Consider the following 17627-nt stretch of genomic DNA (forward strand, 5'->3'; position numbering starts at 1 on the left):
ATATAGGGAATTTATTCCTTGTGTGTTTTTTATCTTGTGTGTTTTTTATAATATATCCAGACAAAACTCCCTCCTATCCAATAAACCTAGTTGAACACGGAAAAGGGGAAATAGTGGTCGATTCAAGCCTCGCATCAACTAGGGGGAGGTTTGAACAGTACTTTTTTCTGTCGCATTCAATCTCCGTGTTTGTTAGAGCGTAGTTCATGCATGAACAATGCGCAAACTTGAAGGACAAAATGGTTGCGGCTGGTAAGATACTGGCATGTTCAGTTTTCATCATGTCTCTCTGAGTGTCCAGAATCTGGAAAGCTCAATCGAATTTTACTCTACCTTTGGTTTTGAGCCGGTTTATGAGTGGCAGGCCGAGGATAAGAGGGTTGCAATCGTCCACCTTAAGATGGATGAGATGCTGCTGGAGCTGTTCTGTTTTGCAGATGCTTCTGCTGCACCGGAATCATCAAAAGAGCTGGCGACCGATCTGCCACGTATCGGCATTAAACATTTCGGTATCAGGGTGGCCGATATCCATGTTGCCAGAGAGGCCCTGCAAGCCGCTGGTCTGGCTGATGGAGTTGAGGTTGTTGAGGGTAAAACAGGTATCCAATACTTTTTCATCAAAGACCCGAGCGGCATTCTGGTTGAGATCGTTCAGGACGACAGGGGTCTCTGATGGCTTATGCTGATCATATTAAAGCACTGAATCGCTGGAATCCCGATAACTTTCTGCCGTTTATTGTTGATGGCATAGAAGTGGGGCGGATTCGCCATGACTTTGCTGATCAGCTTGCCGGGTTTCCTGACTGTTTTGTGGTCAACGATAAGCAGGTGCTGCTTCATTCGCAGCTTACCGGTTTTGAACAGCGATCAGATGCTGTTGCAACGGTACTATCGAGTTTGGCCGAGTCCGGTGGTGTTACGCATCTGATGGGTGAGATGTTTCCGGTGCTCGAAGCATTTGGCAAACCGGCGCTGCTGCAGATTGACCGGGCTTCTGTTTCACAGTTCGGCATTCGTGCATTCGGTCAGCATCTTAATGGTTATGTGCAGACTTCTGACGGATTGGCAATGTGGATCGCACGCAGGGCATCGGATCGCAGAGCCTTTCCCGGTCGGCTGGATCAGCTGGTGGCTGGTGGTTTGCCGCATGCCATTTCGCTGGCTGAGAATCTCGCCAAGGAGTGCAGGGAGGAGGCGGATATTCCGCCTGAGCTGGCTGCTGCTGCCGAATATGTGGGGCAGATAAGCTACTGCTGTGAGGTGGCCAAGGGGGTAAGGCATGACACAATCTTCTGTTACGACCTGCTTCTGCCAGAAGATTTCACACCCCGTTGCACCGATGGTGAGGTCGAAAGCTTTGCGTTGATGCCGATTGAAAAGGTGGCTGAGATTGTGCGCGATACGGAAGATTTCAAACCCAACTGCAATCTGGTGATTATCGATTTCCTGCAACGCCACGGTGTTATCGCTGCTGATCTTAACCCGCACAATGCAACAGCAGGACAAATCCAGGTCGAGTGCTAGGTTTGGCGCATGGAACGAACTGCTGAAGAGATAATCGCTGAAGTTGTCGGCGGACTGAAACATCTGAAAGGGGTGCGGGTGATCGCTGCGATGAGCGGCGGGGTAGATAGCTCGGTCATGGCCGCTCTGCTGAAAGAGGCTGAACTGGATGTGGTCGGGGTATTTCTTAATGTCTGGGACTACTCGCGTGAGGATGTGAATGCGCATGGCTCCTGCTGTTCACTTGAAGACTCATATGATGCGCGCCGTGTAGCTGATGCGGTTGGTATTCCATTCTATGCGATGGATATGCGCGAAGAGTTCCGTCGCGATGTGATCGATCCGTTTGTGGCCGATTATGAGACAGGACGCACCCCCAATCCGTGTGAACGCTGTAACCGCTTTGTGAAGTTCGGGGCACTGCTGAAGGCTGCTGATCAACTGGAAGCCAAATATGTAGCTACCGGCCACTATGTGCAGCGCTCAGATGATGAGTCCGGTATCCATCTTCTGAAGGGTAACGATGCCAAAAAGGATCAGAGTTATTTCCTGGCGACAACCAATCGTGAACAGGCATCACGTATCCTCTTTCCGGTCGGTGGCCTTGAGAAGGATGATACCCGCAAACTTGCCCGTTTTTACAAGCTGCCAACGGCAGAGAAACATGAGAGTCAGGATATCTGTTTTATCCCCGCCGGTGATCGCATCGCATTCCTGAAGCGCGAAGGTGCATCCAAAGGTTTTGTTGAAGGTGATATTGTCGATACCCAGGGCAACAAGCTGGGGCGTCATCAGGGCATTGCCCACTACACACTGGGTCAGCGCAAAGGTTTAGGGCTGCCAAACGGGCCTTGGCATGTGGTAGGGCTCGATGGTGTGAAAGCGACTGTGGTTGTGGCGCATCCTGAGGATGCAGTGATTCGCGAGGTTGAGGTGGCTGATATCAGCTGGATTCGTAAGCCGTATGCCGATGAAGCTGTTACTGCCAAGGTGCGTTACCAGATGCAGCCTGCTGCCTGTGCAGTGAGTGAAACCGGTGATGCGCTGCATATCCGATTCCAGAAGCCACAAAAACCAACAGCCCCCGGTCAGGTGGCTGCGTTCTATGCTGGAGATGAACTATTAGGTGGGGGCATCGTCAGCAGAATTTTATAGGGAGGGGGGGAGAGAAAACCCTGCTAACGAATACCCCGTTAAGAACTAGATCGGACTAGATCAGGCGACGATATCGATCTTGGTCGTCTCCTGTTTACCTGTTGCTGCATTCACAGGCCTCTGCTGCTCGGCCACTTCACTGTCTGCCACTTTTTCGGTTACTTCATTATCCGTGGCAATGTGAGCAGGCGTCGGAGTGCTCTGAATCTCAGCTGCAAGCGACACACTATTGGCTGAGGCAGATGCCTCCTGTGTGGCCACCGCTGGTGGGGTGGCAGGGGCTGTTGCAGTGTAGTTGGATTCGGAGCCAGCCATTTTCCGTGCTTCAGCAGAGAGTTGTACCGTATCGGTAGCTTTACGTGCATCCTGCAGACTCTGGGACTGGTTCTGTTGTGATTGATTGACGGTGTTCTGGTCAATGGCAACGGCAGGTGTGGAAACGGGTAAAATGATCATGGTTCTCTCCTTCTCACGTCAAATAACATGTGCTGACATCATGTCAGTAAAGCGGGATATCATATCCCTGTGTTAAATTGTGAACGGAGGAGTCCATGTACCACCGTAGGCCTTTTGGGCCTTCAGGAATACATATCGGTAGCCGATAGACGGACTTTAGAAATTATCTGAAATAATTTTAGGGTGCTCCACTAAATCATGGAACACCCTGAGAAATATGATTCGTTAACAGCTTATGCTGTGATGGTGATGATATGCACTTGTGACTCTACTGCTTGTCAGGAAAACGTCTGACAGAGCGGGGGATCACCTGAATCTCATCTGCCGCAATGGGTATGTTGTGCCAGATCAGTTGCGTATTACCGCCAATAAGCAGTGTGCCATCATAGAGTTGGAAAAGCTTCGTGCCATACGGCTGATCGTTGTACATACGGTAGATTGAATTATCCTCGATCTCGAAGAGGTGGAAGTACTCTTTGGGAACAAAGAAGCCGTTCCACGGTGTGGTGCAGATCAGTTCATACCCTTTGGCTTTGCCCAGTTCGATCATCGCATGCAGGGAGTTGCCGTGATTGAGGTCGTTATTGGGATCCTGAATGAAAACAATATCGTTAGGGATGGAGGGATTGAACTCGATGACAATAAGGCGGGGGCGGTGCTCTTTCAGCGAGTCCCAGATATGGTAGTCGTTGCCATCAACATCAATGGAGAGGAAATCGAAATCCTTCGGGATACCGGTCTCATTGAGGATATCATCAAGTGAGTCCGGTGACTGGAACTGCACAAAGCGGTTAACACAATGCACCTTGGGATAGTTTTGATAGGTGGTGGTGAGTTCGCCAAACTTTTCCGTGTTGGCTTCGATCATGACGCCGTGCCAACCCTTATTGACCAGCAGGTTGTAGGAGTTGGAGTAGAGCTTGCCATCCCAGGCCCCGAATTCGACACACCATGGTTCTTCATTGGTGCCCATAATCTCAAAAATCTTCTCGATAATGCCATCCTCACCGGTTTGTGATGTGACATTGGATGCATGTTCAGACAACCAGTTCTGGGAATTGTCGAATGGTTTCTGAACCTGTTTAATCTCAGCCATAAAGCTCTCCTGGTAATTTAATAAACAATCTTTTTTGTGGGTAGAGTGTTCCCGATATTTGATGACCTGAAAATCATGGTCAGGTTTGCGGCTTTTCAGCAATCAGGTTCAGGCTGATCGGCCTGCCTGCGAAGACCATCTTGCTTGTATCATTGAAGATGTTGAATTCCGGCACCTGACGCACATTCTTAAATCCGGCGTTATAGAGAAATCCACCAAGGATGCCGGCGTTATAACCGACCTTATGAAAGTCGTAAGCGTCAATTTGACCACCGTACATCATACGCATGACATTGAATCGGTCCTGGTCAGTAAGCTGATCTTTCATCAGGAACAGTTCACACAACACCTCAAGATTGGGTACGCTTGCATAGATGATGCCGCCGGGTTTAAGAACGCGATACCACTCTGCCAGTACCTGTGAAAGCTCTGTCTGGTAACTGAAATGCTCCAGCACATGTGAGGAGTAGAGTGCATCAAAGGTGTTCTCTTCAAAGCGCGAGAGATCATTGGCATTACCGACATGGTCAACAATATCGCCAGAATTGGCATCAAAGATCTCCCATTCAGGGTGCGCTGTCTGGCCACCGATATGCAATTTTCGTCCGCTTGTTGTATTTGCCTCGTATTGGGGTGCGGCACTGCTCTCTTCACGCAACACGGCCGCAGGCAGTGGCAACCCGGTCTTCTCTGACCATGCATCACAGATAAGACTCTCCAGTTGACGGGTGAACTGCTGTGGATTGCGCAGGATGGAGTGTTTGAACAGGGTAACAAGGCATGAGCGTATGATTGAAAGCCCGGCCGGGTTCCGGGTCAACTGCACGGCTTTTTCGACATATTCATCCCGGCTGAATGCGATGCCCTCTTCAAAACCGATATTTTTCAGGATCGAGTAGGAGACACGCTGGGCATGACTTTCACCCACCAGTGTAACAACCGGCACCCCGATAGAGAGTGCATCACAGGTAGTGGTTGTGCCATTGTACGGGAATGTATCCAGTGCAATATCCACCTCATTATACATTCTGAAATTATCTTCATACTGGGCGGTGAAACCCTGCACCTGCAGGCGCTCCCGGCAGATGCCATGTGATGCAAATTCAGCAATGACGTTCTCTCTGATGATTGCATCATCAAGATCCTTGGCCTTGAGGATAAGGCGCGAATTTTCAACATGATTCAGTATCGCACTCCATGTCTCAATCACTTCGGGGTTGAGCTTTCTGACATGGTTGAATGATCCGAATGTGACATAACCCTTTGTCTCAGAAGGTGTTTTGCTCGAACTGAATGCTGTGGTGTCAAATCCGTAACAGATGAAACTTTGTGGCATGCGGATCAGTTTTTCGCTGTAAAACTGATCACTGTTGTCATCGGCAAAGTGATCGGTGATGCGATAATCAACTGTACTCAGGCCGGTTGTGTTGGGGTAGCCGAGATAGGTGATCTGGACCGGTGCCGGACGGTGGGCCAGCGAAGCGATTCTCGTGTTTGTTGTCATGCCATTGAGATCAATGGCGACATGGATACCATCGGCATGAATACGGCCTGCCAGCTGGGCATCGGAGAGCTTTGTGATATCAATAAAGTGGTCGACGCTGTTTCTGATATGATCAGTGATCTCATCACTTCTTAGAAGATGGGCGTAGCAGTAGATCTCAAATTTGTCGCGCAGGTGATGGCTCAGGATATGATTGATAAAACAGCCGACCGGGTGAAAATTGAAGTCTGATGAGATATAGGCGATCTTCATTCTGCCGCCGAGGTGACTCAGGGCTGGATAGGATGATGGCATGTCATGTTTTCTGGACTCGAACAGGGTGGTGCCAAATTGACAGTGCAGATCACGAACTGACGCCTGATCGATATCGGGAAGGGCACAGGTCTCAATGAGCAGGGCAGGCAGCATGTTGCTGTCGATTTTACCCTCTTTACCCAGGGCGATGATCTCTGCCTGATATTTACGCGCATTGTGCCAGTCACAGACAGAGAGATAGGCTCTGTAGACCATCATCAGCTCTGCGGTTGAGTGAATGTTTTTGCTTATCTCAGCCGTCAGCTCAAGCATCTCTCTGTACATTCTGCAGTCGCGATAAGAGGACCAGAGCATCTGCCGAACTTCGCTGTTCTCTGCATCCATATCATAAGCCTGTTTCAGGTATTTGATGGCCTCTTCGTGATTGATATGAAAGTAGTGACACTTTCCAGCTTCCAGCAACAGTTCAATATCTGATACATCTTTGTCAAAGCGGCAGAACAGTTCATACGCTTTGAGCGTTTCTCCATTCTGGATAAGTGTGCGCAGCTGTTGCGCTAAAGCTTTTTGTGCCTGCGACTCTTCTTGCATCGTTACCCCTGCATGTGACCGGTTTGCCCGGTCGACTCCTGTCACATCACAAGCAAGTATCAGACCATCTATTTATTGACACCTGTTGCGGGTGAGGGCTTTTGCTTTCTATAACTTAAGGTGTCGGCATGTAACCTGCTAGGTGTGAACTTGAAAAATGAATAAATATGGTCTGGGTATGAGGTTTTGATTCTTAATGAAGATTGAATTGAATCAGTTGATCGAACTCTATAATAGTGGCAAACATGAGAATCTGGAGGTTGCCTGTCAGGAGTTTTTGAATGCTCATCGTCAACATGCCTACGCCTGGCACCTTGCGGCAGCTAATGCAGTGCAGTTGGGTCGATTTGAGCAGGGGCTTGAACGCGTTCAAATGGCTATCAAGTTACAGCCTCAGGAGATTAGCTTTTATAATACTCTGGGTAGTATCTACAGGCAGATGGGACGAATGCAGGAGGCTTGCAGGTGCTACAAACAAGCTCTCGAACTTGATCCAAACAGTGTCGAATGTTTATACAACTTTGCCAATTTTTATCGGGATAGCGGTGAATTTCGTCGTGCTGTTGAGCTGTATCAGAATGCACTCAATGTGAATGTGCAGTTTCATGCTGCGCGAATTAATCTTGCCAACCTCTACCGCCACCTGTGCGATTCTGTATCAGCCGAGAGAGAGTTCCGCAGTTTGATTGAGCTGGGAGCGGAATCGGTAGAGGTTGTGTTCGGGTTGGGGCAATCGCTCTCTGATCAGGGTGAATATGAAGAGGCTGAAGGCTATTTCAGGCGGGTTGTTCAGGCACTGCCGGAAGATCCGAATGCCGTTTTTTACCTTGCTAATGTACTGTGGGCACAGGGGAAGATTTCAGAGGCTGAAGGTTATCACCGGCAGAGTGTTGCCCGGATGCCTAAATTTCATCAGGCGTGGAATAATCTTGGCAATGATCTTCGTGATCAGGGCGAGCAGCAGCAGGCCTTAGCCTGCTACCGCAAAGCAATTGAACTTCATCCATCCTACATGCAGGCCCACTCCAACCTTCTCTTTGAACTGAATTGCATGCTTACAGATGGCGCTGTTCTGCTGGAGGAGCACCATCGCTGGGATGAGATGCATGCAAAACCACTGTTACAGCAGCTTAAGTTCGATAATGAGCGATCGGCAGGGAGGCGACTGCGTATCGGTTACGTCTCATCTGATTTCTGTAACCACTCCGTTGCTTATTTTATAGAGGGTGTGTTGAAACATCATGATGCGGAGAAGTTTGAGATCAGCTGTTACTCTAATCTGTTAAAGCCTGATGATCGCACAGCAGTGATTCGCAGTTTTGTCCACAACTGGAGGGAGATTGGCCATCTCTCAGATGATGCAGCAGCCCAACTGATCCGAAGTGATCAGATTGATATCCTTGTTGACCTCTCCGGCCATACAGCCAATCACCGTCTTTTGGTGTTTGCCCGTAAGCCAGCACCTGTGCAGGTGACCTATCTGGGCTATCCGGCCACAACCGGTATGCAGGCTATGGACTATCGCATTACCGACTTGATTGCGGATCCGGCCTGTAGTGATGCCTTTCATAGTGAGATATTGATTCGACTCGACCGCTGCTTTATCGCCTTTACGCCTTATGGACATGCCCCTGATGTATCGGCACTTCCTGTGGATGAGGCCGGTTTTATCCGGTTCGTCTCATTTAACCATATGGCCAAGATCGGTCCTGATGTTGTGAAACTATGGTCGCGGGTGCTGCATGCCGTACCTGATTCACGCTTGATGGTAAAACACTTCTCATTCAAAGATGAGGGGGTGCGCGACCATCTCCTTAAACTCTTCGCGGATCAGGGCATCGCTTCTGAGCGTATCGAGATATTCACATGGGCCCATAGTTGTGAAGAGCATCTGGGTTACTACAGGCAGGCCGATATCGCTCTGGATAGTTTTCCCTATAACGGCACCACAACAACCTGTGAGGCGCTCTGGATGGGGGTTCCTGTGGTGACGCTGGAGGGCAGGTTGCATGCCGGGCGTGTCGGGTCTACGCTAATGAGCAGGGTAGGCCTTGAGCGGTTGATTACGGCCGATGAAGATGCCTATATAAATATAGTAGGTGATCTGGCTACAGACCTGGCACGGTTACGCGCGATTCGTGCCACGCTGAGAGAGCGGATGGCTGAATCAGAGTTGTGTGACTCTGCTGGTTTAACCGCAGTGTTGGAAGGTGAGTATAGGGAGATGTGGCGGCGCTGGTTGGAGAGTGAGAAAAAATGATATTGAAAAAAAACAGAAAAAAAAATTAAAGTGCGGTTTTTTCTCTCCGATACACTTTATCACAAGGGCTGAGGAACAGAACTTGTAGGGGATGAACCCCACCGTGACAGGGCAGGAAGTCGTTCACGTTAACTACATACTAAGGAGAGATTAAAATGGCACTATCCGTCCAAACCAATAATGCGGCTGTAACGGCCCTCAAACACCTCAACACCAATAGCATGGAAATGAACAAATCTCTGGAGCGTCTGTCTTCTGGTTTCCGTATTAACTCGGCTGCCGATGATGCTGCAGGTTTTGCTATTTCATCCAAACTGGATTCTCAGAACGTTCGACTGAAAGCAGCAGCATTGAATGCAACCCAGGCGCAAGCCATGGTGAAAACTGCTGACGCGGGTGTGAACGAGATTCAGAACATGGTAGTTCGTCTGCAGTCTCTGGCTACACAGGCGATGTCTGCCAACAACGGTGGTGAACTTGCTTCTCTGGACGCTGAGCGCGGTAAGCTCGAGTCTGCAATTAACAAGATTGCTGCTAACACTGAGTATAACGGTACTAAACTGTTGAATGGTTCTGCTGGTACAGCAGTTACTGCTGGTTCAACTGTTGATGATACCACCACCAACGGTATTTCAAGCATCACCGCTAACGGTGCTGCTGCAAGTACTACCTTCTCAATCAGCTATGTGGATCAGGCTGGTGTTACCAATACCTTCGGTGCTGGTGATGCAATCCGGATTACAGATGGTACTAACACTGCATCTGTAACTGTAGCAACACTGCCTACAGGTCAGGCAACCCAGAACTATTCACTGCTTGGTTTTGATTTCACCATTAACTCCTCCATCAGTGGACTTACTACTGCAGCGGGCACTGGTTCTATCGCCTCAACCGGTACATTGATTACCGATGCAGGTGCATCTTCAGTGTTCCAGGTTGGTGCAGCAACTGGTGTTGATAACCAGGTATCTGTGGCATTCAGTAACAGCTACACCACTACTGGTCTGGGTATCTCAGGTGCGAATGATCTTACCACAGTGGCTGGCGCAACTGCCTATGCTGGTGAGTTGACTACTGCTCTGAATAATCTGGTTACACAACGTGCCGATCTCGGTGCGACTCAGAACCAGCTCTCATTCGTAGCGGCTAACCTGGCGACTAGTATTGAGCAGGCAACTGCATCAGTATCATCCATCAGGGACGCTGATATGGCTGCTGAGATGGCTAACTTCACCAAGAACCAGATTCTTACTCAGGCTGGTACTTCAATGTTGGCGCAGGCTAATCAGGCTGCACAGAATGTACTCTCACTGTTCAGGTAAGAGACTGGCTAAATCCTCTCCCCTACGGGGGAGAGGTAGGCCCATAAAAGGCAAGGAGGTAATGACATGGCTGCTATAGATCAGATGCAATCAAGCCTAATGCTCTCTTCGCCGAATGTGGGATCAGCTGGAGTTCGGCCGGTAGCTGTCCAACCGACAAAAGCCCCCGTCTCGAGCGAACAGAATGTACAAGCTGCCGAAAAAAAGGTGACTGAGCAGGAAGTTCAGAAGGCAGTAAGTCAGGTAAACCTTGAAATGAGTGGAAGCAATGAGGATATCTCATTCGGTTACGAAAAACGTCTCGGAATGTTGTATGTCCAGGTAACAGATAAGAATAGCGGTGAAGTTGTCCGCGAAATCCCATCTAAAGAGTTTCTTCAGCATAAAGTTGCCATGCGAGAAATGGTAGGTTTGTTGCTGGATAAACAGGCCTGATCATGGCTAACACAATTTCAAGTCAGGTAACTGGCATCGCCGGTTTTGACACGGCAGCAGCTGTAGAAGGGCTGCTGTCGTTTCAAAAACTGGAGCTTTCTCTGGCTCAAAGCAGGCAGGAAAGCGAACTGGCCAAGCAGGATGCGCTCACTACCATCAGAGATGCGCTTGCCAGTTTTCGCAGCACGGCGACAAGTCTCGCCAATAAAAATGAGTTTTTCGGTTACACCGCAAGCCTGAGTAGCGACTCGGCAACAGTTTCAGCCAGCACCCTGCTGGATGTCAGCGGTACCAATTCAGTTTCAGCCGGCCAGCATACGATTGTCGTTGAGCAGCTGGCGCAGGCACAACGTCTCGCATCATCCGTCGCAGTAAAAGATAATACAGGCACAGCCGCTACAAGTGACACAACGGCACTCAATCTGAGTGGCACGTTTGTTATTGAAGGTGCGACCATCACTGTCGCTGTGGGTGACTCCCTGCAGGACATCGCAGCAAACATTAATCAGGCCAACACCGGTGCAGCAGCTACCGGAGTCTCCGCCTCTGTTGTAAAGGTTTCAGACAGTGATTTTCGCCTGACTCTGGTTGCCGATGCAACCGGATCAACCGGTTATACCTTGAGTGGTGCCGATCTTGATGCAGCCGGATCTCTGGCCAACCTTCAGTTGGGGGCAACGGGTCAGGCTAATCAGCGCCAAACCGTACTGGCAGCTCAGGATGCTCAGATCTCTGTGGACGGGTTAACCCTTACCCGCAGTAGCAATACGATTTCGGATGTACTCTCAGGTGTGACCTTCACTCTCAAACAGTCTGATCCGACTGTATCGGTCAATATGACCGTTGGTGTGGATGAGGTCTCTTTACGGGATAGCGTCCAGTCTTTTGTCGATGGCTATAACAGTGTACAATCTCTGATCAATGAGCAGTTCGTTTTTGATGAAGCGACGGGGCAAAGTGGTATTCTTTCTGGTGAGGCTCTGCTGAGAAACCTGCAGAATTCACTCTCATCAACACTGCTGCAGACGGTTCCCGGACTGGCTTCTGACCGTAACAGTCTGGTCAGTATCGGTGTCGAGCCGGATCAGTACGGACAGCTCTCAATCAACGATAATCTGTTTGCTCCCATTCTGGCCAGTGATCCGAATACCATCCGTGATCTTTTTGTCGCCAGCGGCAGCAGCACAAACTCAAAAATGCAGTTTCTGATTCATGGCGACAACTCCACTTCCGGCACCTATTCGGTGAATGTCACCCAGGCTGCCACGCAGGCTTCAGTTACTGGCAGTGCCGATTTGACGGTCGCTCTGGCCTCGGATCAGACCGTGACCCTGACTGAAACCGGCAGTGCCCGTCAGGCAGTGGTTAATCTGACTGCCGGGCAGACACAGAATGCTATCATCAGTGCACTGAACACTGAGTTTCAGCGGGTGGCTACTGAACAGCACAATCTGAGCACCGCATTGACCGTTGGCGGTTTACCAGCCACCGGCTCCAATCTCTTTAATGACCTGGCCCTGGGCGTGAGTGTGGGTGATACCATCGCTATTACCGGCACCACCCGTACAGGTCAGGCGGTGAACTCCTCCTATACAGTGCTGGATCCTGCATCAGATACCATTTCGGGCCTTCTTTCAGCAATTCAGAGCGCCTATAACCAGCAGGTGATCGCGTCACTGGATGTGAATGGTAATGTTCAGATTACCGACATCCAGTCTGGTGACAGCCAGTTGTCGATCTCCTTGACGGCCAATAACGAAGGCGGCGGCACACTTGCATTCGGTTCAGATACGGTTGTTACCGAAGGGCGTTATGCCATGAATATCGAAGCGGTGATCGCAGGCAACGGTGTAAAGATTCAATCTGTCGGTTATGGCTCCAGCAGTGGCTTCTCCATTGCCCAGAGTGTTGATGGCCTTGGTATTGCCGATCAGAGCGCAAGCGGCCTGGATGTGCTGGGAACTATTAATGGCCTCGCCGCCACAGGTAAGGGGCAGCTGCTGCAGGGCACTGACGGTATTGTTGACGGTATGGGTGTCTACTACACAGGCACCACCACAGGTGTTATCGATCTGACCGTCGGCATTGGTATCGGCGCCCGCTTTGATGGTCAGCTCTCCCTCTTTACCAATCCGATCACCGGCCTGTTTCAGAACAGGCAACAGGCGAGTATGGATATTTATACCACGCTGGCTGATCGTATCGCGGCGATGGAGGCTCAGATGGTGAGCCAGAGAGAGCTGCTGACCAGACAGTTTACTGAGATGCAGCAGGTGCTTTCCGGACTGCAGCGCTCGGGTGATTTCCTGACTGCGCAGATCAATGCACAGAATGCCAGAAACAACTAAAATAACTGCACTCAGGCTTTAAGTTTGGCTTGGAAAATCCGATAGATATATGCACAAACAGTTGACGATGAACGTCAATTAATACAAAAATTGCACGGAGGCTGATATGACAGGTTATAAGGCGTATAAAGGAAACCAGATTGAAGGAGCAGGCCCTTTAGGGCTTGTGCTATTAACCTATGATGCACTTAATCGGGCCTTGGGCCGTGCACGACTGGCTATCGAAGCGGGTGATTTCAGTCAGGAAGGCGAACATACCGGGCGAGCAATTGAAGCTGTTATCGAGCTCTCATCATCGCTGAATATGAAAGAGGGGGGCGATGTGGCCATAGGCCTGGCTCGTCTCTACGTCTATATGATTAACACGCTGACAGAAAATATGTGCTCAGGTTCTTCAAAGGGTGTGGATGAGGTGATGGCACTTGCCCGGACATTGCGTGATGGCTGGCAGGAGCTTGCTGATCAGCAGGAAAAAAAGTTATCCCGGCCAGTAGCACGCCAACAGGTCTCCGCTAACGCATTCCAGCCGGCGATGGCTTATGGTCTGTGAAAACCTCTCCTGACGCAGTTCAGGACCAGATCTCCGGTTGCCTGAAGGCGCTGGACGGGTTGAATCGCTGTATAAGAGGACGTAACTGGGCAAAACTGGGTGAGAGAGACAGAGCGCTTAACAGTGCAATGAATCAACTGCAAATCAGTGTTGAGAAACTTCCCAATCTGGACGATAACCTGATCAGCCAGCTGCAAAGCCTGAATCTCCAGTTCCGGCGTACTCAGCGTAAGCTATCTTCTCTGATCCGTGCCGCAGAGTCCGATATTGCATCACTCGAGAAGGGCATGCGAAAGGTAGCGATGATCAGAGAGGCGCTTGACGGTTAGCGGCATGTTCCAGGCCAGGACCCTTAAAATACAATCATTTATAGTGCATGATCCAGACTTGTTCATGGATTGCTTTATTCTATAGTAGGCAATGATCGATGTGGTGAATGAGAGGGAGAAGGTCATTTGTGACTGGCATTGCTGATGCAATTGAAATGTATAATCAGGGCCGCTTTCAGGAAGTAGAGCAGATATGTTCAGCCATATCATCTGAAAGTGAAAGCTACGCGCAGGCGCAGCATCTGCTTGGTCTGCTGGCCTATCAACATGGCATGTTAGCCGAAGCAGAGGTTTTCCTTCTCAATGCGATTGCCTTGCGACCACGCGAAGCGATGTTCCGAAATCATCTGGGCAGTGTACAGTGTGCACTGGGACGACTGGATGATGGTATAGCGACATATCGTCGGGCGATTAAACTGAACCCCAGGCTTGCCGACACACATTTTAATCTTGGCAATGCCCTTAAGAGAAAAGGTGAGTTTCTTAAAGCGCAGAGAGCCATGAAGCGGGCGCTGGAGCTCAATCCGGATTTAGATGGCGCTAAACTTAATTTGGCTATTCTACTGCGAGATCAGGGACAAACAGAGAAGGCTGAGAAACTTCTTGAACGAGCGATGCAACAGCATCCCGATCATGTGAGTATAGCAAGTAATTATCTATTTAATCTGAATTATCACATTACCGATGGTCAGCGCCTCTTTGATGCGCATCTTAAGTTTGCAGAAACCCACGCTGTAAAAACAGGCTTATCTCCCACCTCTTATGTGAACATACCTGATAAAAACAGGCGGTTACGCATCGGTTATGTCTCAGCTGATTTATATCGCCACTCGGTGGCCTATTTTTTTGAACCGCTGCTCAGGCAGCATCAGCGCGACAACTTTGAAATTTTCTGCTACTCAAGTGTCATCAAAACCGATGATATAACCGAACGCCTTCAGGGATTTACTGATGTTTGGCGAGATGTAAGCCAGCTTCCTGATCGATCCGTGGCAGAGCAGGTCCGCCAGGATGGTATCGATATTCTTGTGGATTTAGGTGGTCATACCTCTATTCAGAGGTTACTTGTGTTTGCTGAGAAACCAGCACCGATTCAAGTTACCTATCTCGGTTACCCCAATACCACCGGCCTCTCCAGTATCGATTATCGTTTTACTGATATTAAGGCAGACCCAGCCGGTAACGAGCGTTGGCATGCTGAAAGATTGCTGCGTTTACCAGGTGGTTTCTTGTGTTTTTCTGCATTAAATGAGGCACCTGATGTTGAAATGGCACCTAATAACGCTAAAGGTTATATTACCTTTGGTTGCTTTAACGCGATGGCCAAAATTCAGCCTGAATTGATTCAGTTATGGAGCGAGATTCTCAAGGCAGTGCCTGATTCGCGGTTATTGCTGAAAAATACTGCGTTGAGTGATAAAGAGGTTCAAAAGCAGCTGCTTCTCGCTTTTAGAAAGCATGGTGTCGGAGCGAATCGTTTGATGCTTCATGGGCGCTTGGCATCGCCTCAGGATCATCTGTCTCTCTATCATCAAGTCGATATAGCCTTGGATAGCTTTCCCTATAATGGTACGACAACGAGTTTTGAAGCCTTGTGGATGGGTGTGCCTTTGGTTTCACTATATGGTGATCTTCATGCCAGCCGTGTTGGTTTGAGTATACTATCAAGTATTGGTTTAGAGGATTTGACGGCATCAACACCTGAGCAGTATGTCACTGTTGCCAAAGTATTGGCTGATGACCGACAGAGGCTGGAGGATTTGCGTTTGAGCTTGCGGGATCTGGTTGAGCAGAAGTTATGTGATGCTGAAAGTTTTACCTGCAGGGTCGAAGATGCTTTCCGAAAGATATGGCAGGAGTGGTGTGAAAAGCAGAACCGTGATTGAGTAAAATCATAAAACCTGTAGCAGTAACTCATTTCCAGCTACTTCTAAAGTCTGCCAGCCGGTATGCGATACATTATGGTATATAAGGATGGTTGTGATGATCACAACCAGTTGAATCAGCAAGGAGGCAGCTATGACCGGATATCAAACGTATCAGGGCAACCAGATTGACGGGGCAGGACCACTTGGGCTGGTTCTGCTTACCTATGAATCACTCTTCAAATCACTCGGACAGGCGCGTATGGCGATTCAGGCCAGCGATATGATGGCTGAAGCCAGGCATACCAGTCGGGCGATGGAGGCGTTGATTGAGCTCTCTACCAGCCTGAATATGGAAGAGGGCGGGCAAGTGGCACAGGGGCTGGCCAGTCTCTATGTGTATATGATGAACAGGCTTACTGAAGGGTTATGCAGCGGCTCAACCGATCATGTTAATGAGGTGATTCAGCTGGTTCAGAAGCTTCGTGAAGGCTGGACACAGCTCTCATCTCAGCAGCAGAACAAGAGCATCTCGCTTCAGAGGCAGCAGCAGGCAGCCTGATCAGCTTTAGCGGTTCTCCAGTAGCCACCCTTCGATCAGGGCCCGCATCTCTGCTAGCCGCGCTTGCGTATCTGCTTCAAAGCGCAATACCAGTGCCGGTTGCGTGTTGGATGCACGTAGCAGTGCCCAGCCGTCACTGAACTGGATGCGCATACCATCGATATCAATAATCTCGAAACCCTCTGCCCGGAAATGGGCGACGGCCTCCTGCACCAGTGCAAACTTGCGTGCATCACTGCACTCCACGCGCAGTTCAGGTGTGGCGAATGAGGCAGGAACTCCGGTTAACAGATCAGCAAAGCTTGCTCTGCCTTGCGTGAGCATCTGCATCACGCGGGCACCGGCATATGCGGCATCATCAAAACCAAAGAAGCGGTCGGCAAAGAACATATGACCGCTCATCTCTCCGGCCAGCAGGGCGCCTGTCTCTCTCATCTTCGCTTTGATTGGTGAGTGACCTGTACGCCACATCACCGGCTTGCCGCCAGCCTCGGTAATGCCGTCATACATATGCTGAGAACATTTTACCTCCGAGATAATCGTGGCACCGGGATGGGTTTTGAGAAGGTGGCGTGATAGCAGCAGAAGCAGCATGTCACTCCAGATTATCTCGCCATTCTCATCAACAATACCGATGCGGTCGCCATCACCATCAAAGGCGATTCCCAGATCAGCTTTTTCCCGACGCACAGTCTCGGCCAGATCTGCCATGTTGGCTTCGATGGTCGGGTCAGGGTGATGGTTGGGGAAGTTGCCATCCGGTTCACAGTAGAGCTCGATCACCTCACAACCCAGACGCCGGTAGAGTGGGGCGGCAATAGCTCCTGAAGGGCCATTCCCTGCATCAATCACCACCTTGAGCGGGTAAGCCAGCGGGCAGTCGCCCACGACGAAGTCGATGTAACTGTCGATGATGCAGCTCTGAGCGCAACTTCCGGGTTGTGCTGCATCAGGGAAATCCTGCTGAATCAGCTCTTTAAGCGCCTGAATCTCATCGCCATGCAGACTCGATTTACCGATCATCATCTTGAAACCGTTATAATCACCGGGGTTGTGACTTGCGGTTACCTGCACACTGCCGGCTGCATCAAGTGTATAGACGGCGTAGTAGGCCAGCGGGGTAGGGACAATGCCGATATCCAGAACATCAAGGCCTGCATCAGTCAGTCCGCGCACCAGTGCACGCTGTAGCAAGGGGCCTGAGAGACGTACATCACGACCAACAATAACCGGGCGTGACTCTCCCGCAGGCAACATCGCCGCATAGGCTTTGCCCAGACGGTAAGCCAGTTTCTCGCTGATGTCGCTTCCTGCGATACCGCGAATGTCATATTCGCGAAACACATGATGTGGAAAATCTTTACGCAAAAGGCGCCCCTCCCAAGGTCAGTGAAGA

The 17627-nt window shown here is 49.9% G+C and carries 15 protein-coding genes; 11 read left to right on the top strand and 4 right to left on the bottom strand.

What is annotated here, in order from left to right:
* Positions 1–265 precede the first annotated feature (265 nt).
* The 3 genes from F3F93_RS10845 to mnmA are packed head-to-tail and all read left to right on the top strand — an operon-like array spanning position 266 to position 2658.
* Positions 266–673 (top strand): VOC family protein, encoded by a 408-nt coding sequence (locus tag F3F93_RS10845; RefSeq protein WP_176959209.1) that lies wholly within the window; start codon positions 266–268, stop codon positions 671–673.
* Positions 673–1524 carry a DUF4743 domain-containing protein gene (locus F3F93_RS10850; RefSeq protein ID WP_176959210.1) on the top strand — a complete coding sequence of 284 codons (852 nt, stop codon included), beginning with the start codon at positions 673–675 and terminating at the stop codon, positions 1522–1524. The genes F3F93_RS10845 and F3F93_RS10850 overlap by 1 nt, the downstream gene beginning before the upstream one ends.
* Positions 1525–1533: 9 nt before the next feature.
* Positions 1534–2658, top strand: a complete 1125-nt coding sequence (gene mnmA, locus F3F93_RS10855) for a tRNA 2-thiouridine(34) synthase MnmA (protein WP_176959211.1) — start codon at positions 1534–1536, stop codon at positions 2656–2658.
* Between the two features lie 60 nt (positions 2659–2718).
* Here mnmA and F3F93_RS10860 read toward each other — a convergent pair whose 3' ends face one another.
* The 3 genes from F3F93_RS10860 to F3F93_RS10870 form a co-directional block, all read right to left on the bottom strand.
* Positions 2719–3114 carry a hypothetical protein gene (locus F3F93_RS10860; protein WP_176959212.1) on the bottom strand — a complete coding sequence of 132 codons (396 nt, stop codon included), beginning with the start codon at positions 3112–3114 and terminating at the stop codon, positions 2719–2721.
* A gap of 268 nt (positions 3115–3382) precedes the next feature.
* Entirely contained in the window at positions 3383–4210 is an 828-nt protein-coding gene (locus tag F3F93_RS10865; RefSeq protein ID WP_176959213.1) for an FkbM family methyltransferase, read from the bottom strand.
* A gap of 79 nt (positions 4211–4289) precedes the next feature.
* Positions 4290–6560 carry a methyltransferase domain-containing protein gene (locus F3F93_RS10870; RefSeq protein ID WP_176959214.1) on the bottom strand — a complete coding sequence of 757 codons (2271 nt, stop codon included), beginning with the start codon at positions 6558–6560 and terminating at the stop codon, positions 4290–4292.
* A 196-nt stretch (positions 6561–6756) separates the two neighbouring features.
* Between F3F93_RS10870 and F3F93_RS10875 the strand changes: the two genes are divergently transcribed.
* The 8 genes from F3F93_RS10875 (at position 6757) to fliS (F3F93_RS10910) (ending at position 16231) form a co-directional block, all read left to right on the top strand.
* The gene (locus tag F3F93_RS10875; protein ID WP_176959215.1) at positions 6757–8820 is read left to right on the top strand and encodes a tetratricopeptide repeat protein; all 2064 of its coding nucleotides are present in this window, start codon (positions 6757–6759) and stop codon (positions 8818–8820) included.
* 155 nt (positions 8821–8975) lie between these two features.
* Positions 8976–10142 carry a flagellin gene (locus F3F93_RS10880; RefSeq protein ID WP_176959216.1) on the top strand — a complete coding sequence of 389 codons (1167 nt, stop codon included), beginning with the start codon at positions 8976–8978 and terminating at the stop codon, positions 10140–10142.
* A gap of 66 nt (positions 10143–10208) precedes the next feature.
* Positions 10209–10577, top strand: coding sequence for a flagellar protein FlaG (locus F3F93_RS10885; RefSeq protein WP_176959217.1), 369 nt, complete (start codon positions 10209–10211; stop codon positions 10575–10577).
* Positions 10578–10579: 2 nt separating this feature from the next.
* The gene (fliD, locus tag F3F93_RS10890; RefSeq protein WP_241697109.1) at positions 10580–12925 is read left to right on the top strand and encodes a flagellar filament capping protein FliD; all 2346 of its coding nucleotides are present in this window, start codon (positions 10580–10582) and stop codon (positions 12923–12925) included.
* A gap of 106 nt (positions 12926–13031) precedes the next feature.
* Positions 13032–13475: a flagellar export chaperone FliS gene (fliS, locus tag F3F93_RS10895; RefSeq protein ID WP_176959218.1), complete on the top strand. Its 444-nt coding sequence runs from the start codon at positions 13032–13034 to the stop codon at positions 13473–13475.
* Positions 13472–13804, top strand: coding sequence for a hypothetical protein (locus F3F93_RS10900; RefSeq protein WP_176959219.1), 333 nt, complete (start codon positions 13472–13474; stop codon positions 13802–13804). Before fliS (F3F93_RS10895) ends, F3F93_RS10900 begins: the two co-directional genes overlap by 4 nt.
* A gap of 128 nt (positions 13805–13932) precedes the next feature.
* A complete protein-coding gene (locus F3F93_RS10905; protein WP_176959220.1) occupies positions 13933–15690 on the top strand; it encodes a tetratricopeptide repeat protein in 1758 nt (585 codons plus the stop codon).
* A 133-nt stretch (positions 15691–15823) separates the two neighbouring features.
* A complete protein-coding gene (gene fliS, locus F3F93_RS10910) occupies positions 15824–16231 on the top strand; it encodes a flagellar export chaperone FliS (protein WP_176959221.1) in 408 nt (135 codons plus the stop codon).
* A gap of 6 nt (positions 16232–16237) precedes the next feature.
* Here the strand turns inward: fliS (F3F93_RS10910) and F3F93_RS10915 are convergent, their stop codons facing one another.
* Positions 16238–17599 carry a phosphomannomutase/phosphoglucomutase gene (locus F3F93_RS10915; protein ID WP_176959222.1) on the bottom strand — a complete coding sequence of 454 codons (1362 nt, stop codon included), beginning with the start codon at positions 17597–17599 and terminating at the stop codon, positions 16238–16240.
* Positions 17600–17627: the final 28 nt, after the last annotated feature.

The sequence above is a fragment of the Mariprofundus sp. KV genome (assembly GCF_013387475.1).
Taxonomy (GTDB): domain Bacteria; phylum Pseudomonadota; class Zetaproteobacteria; order Mariprofundales; family Mariprofundaceae; genus Mariprofundus.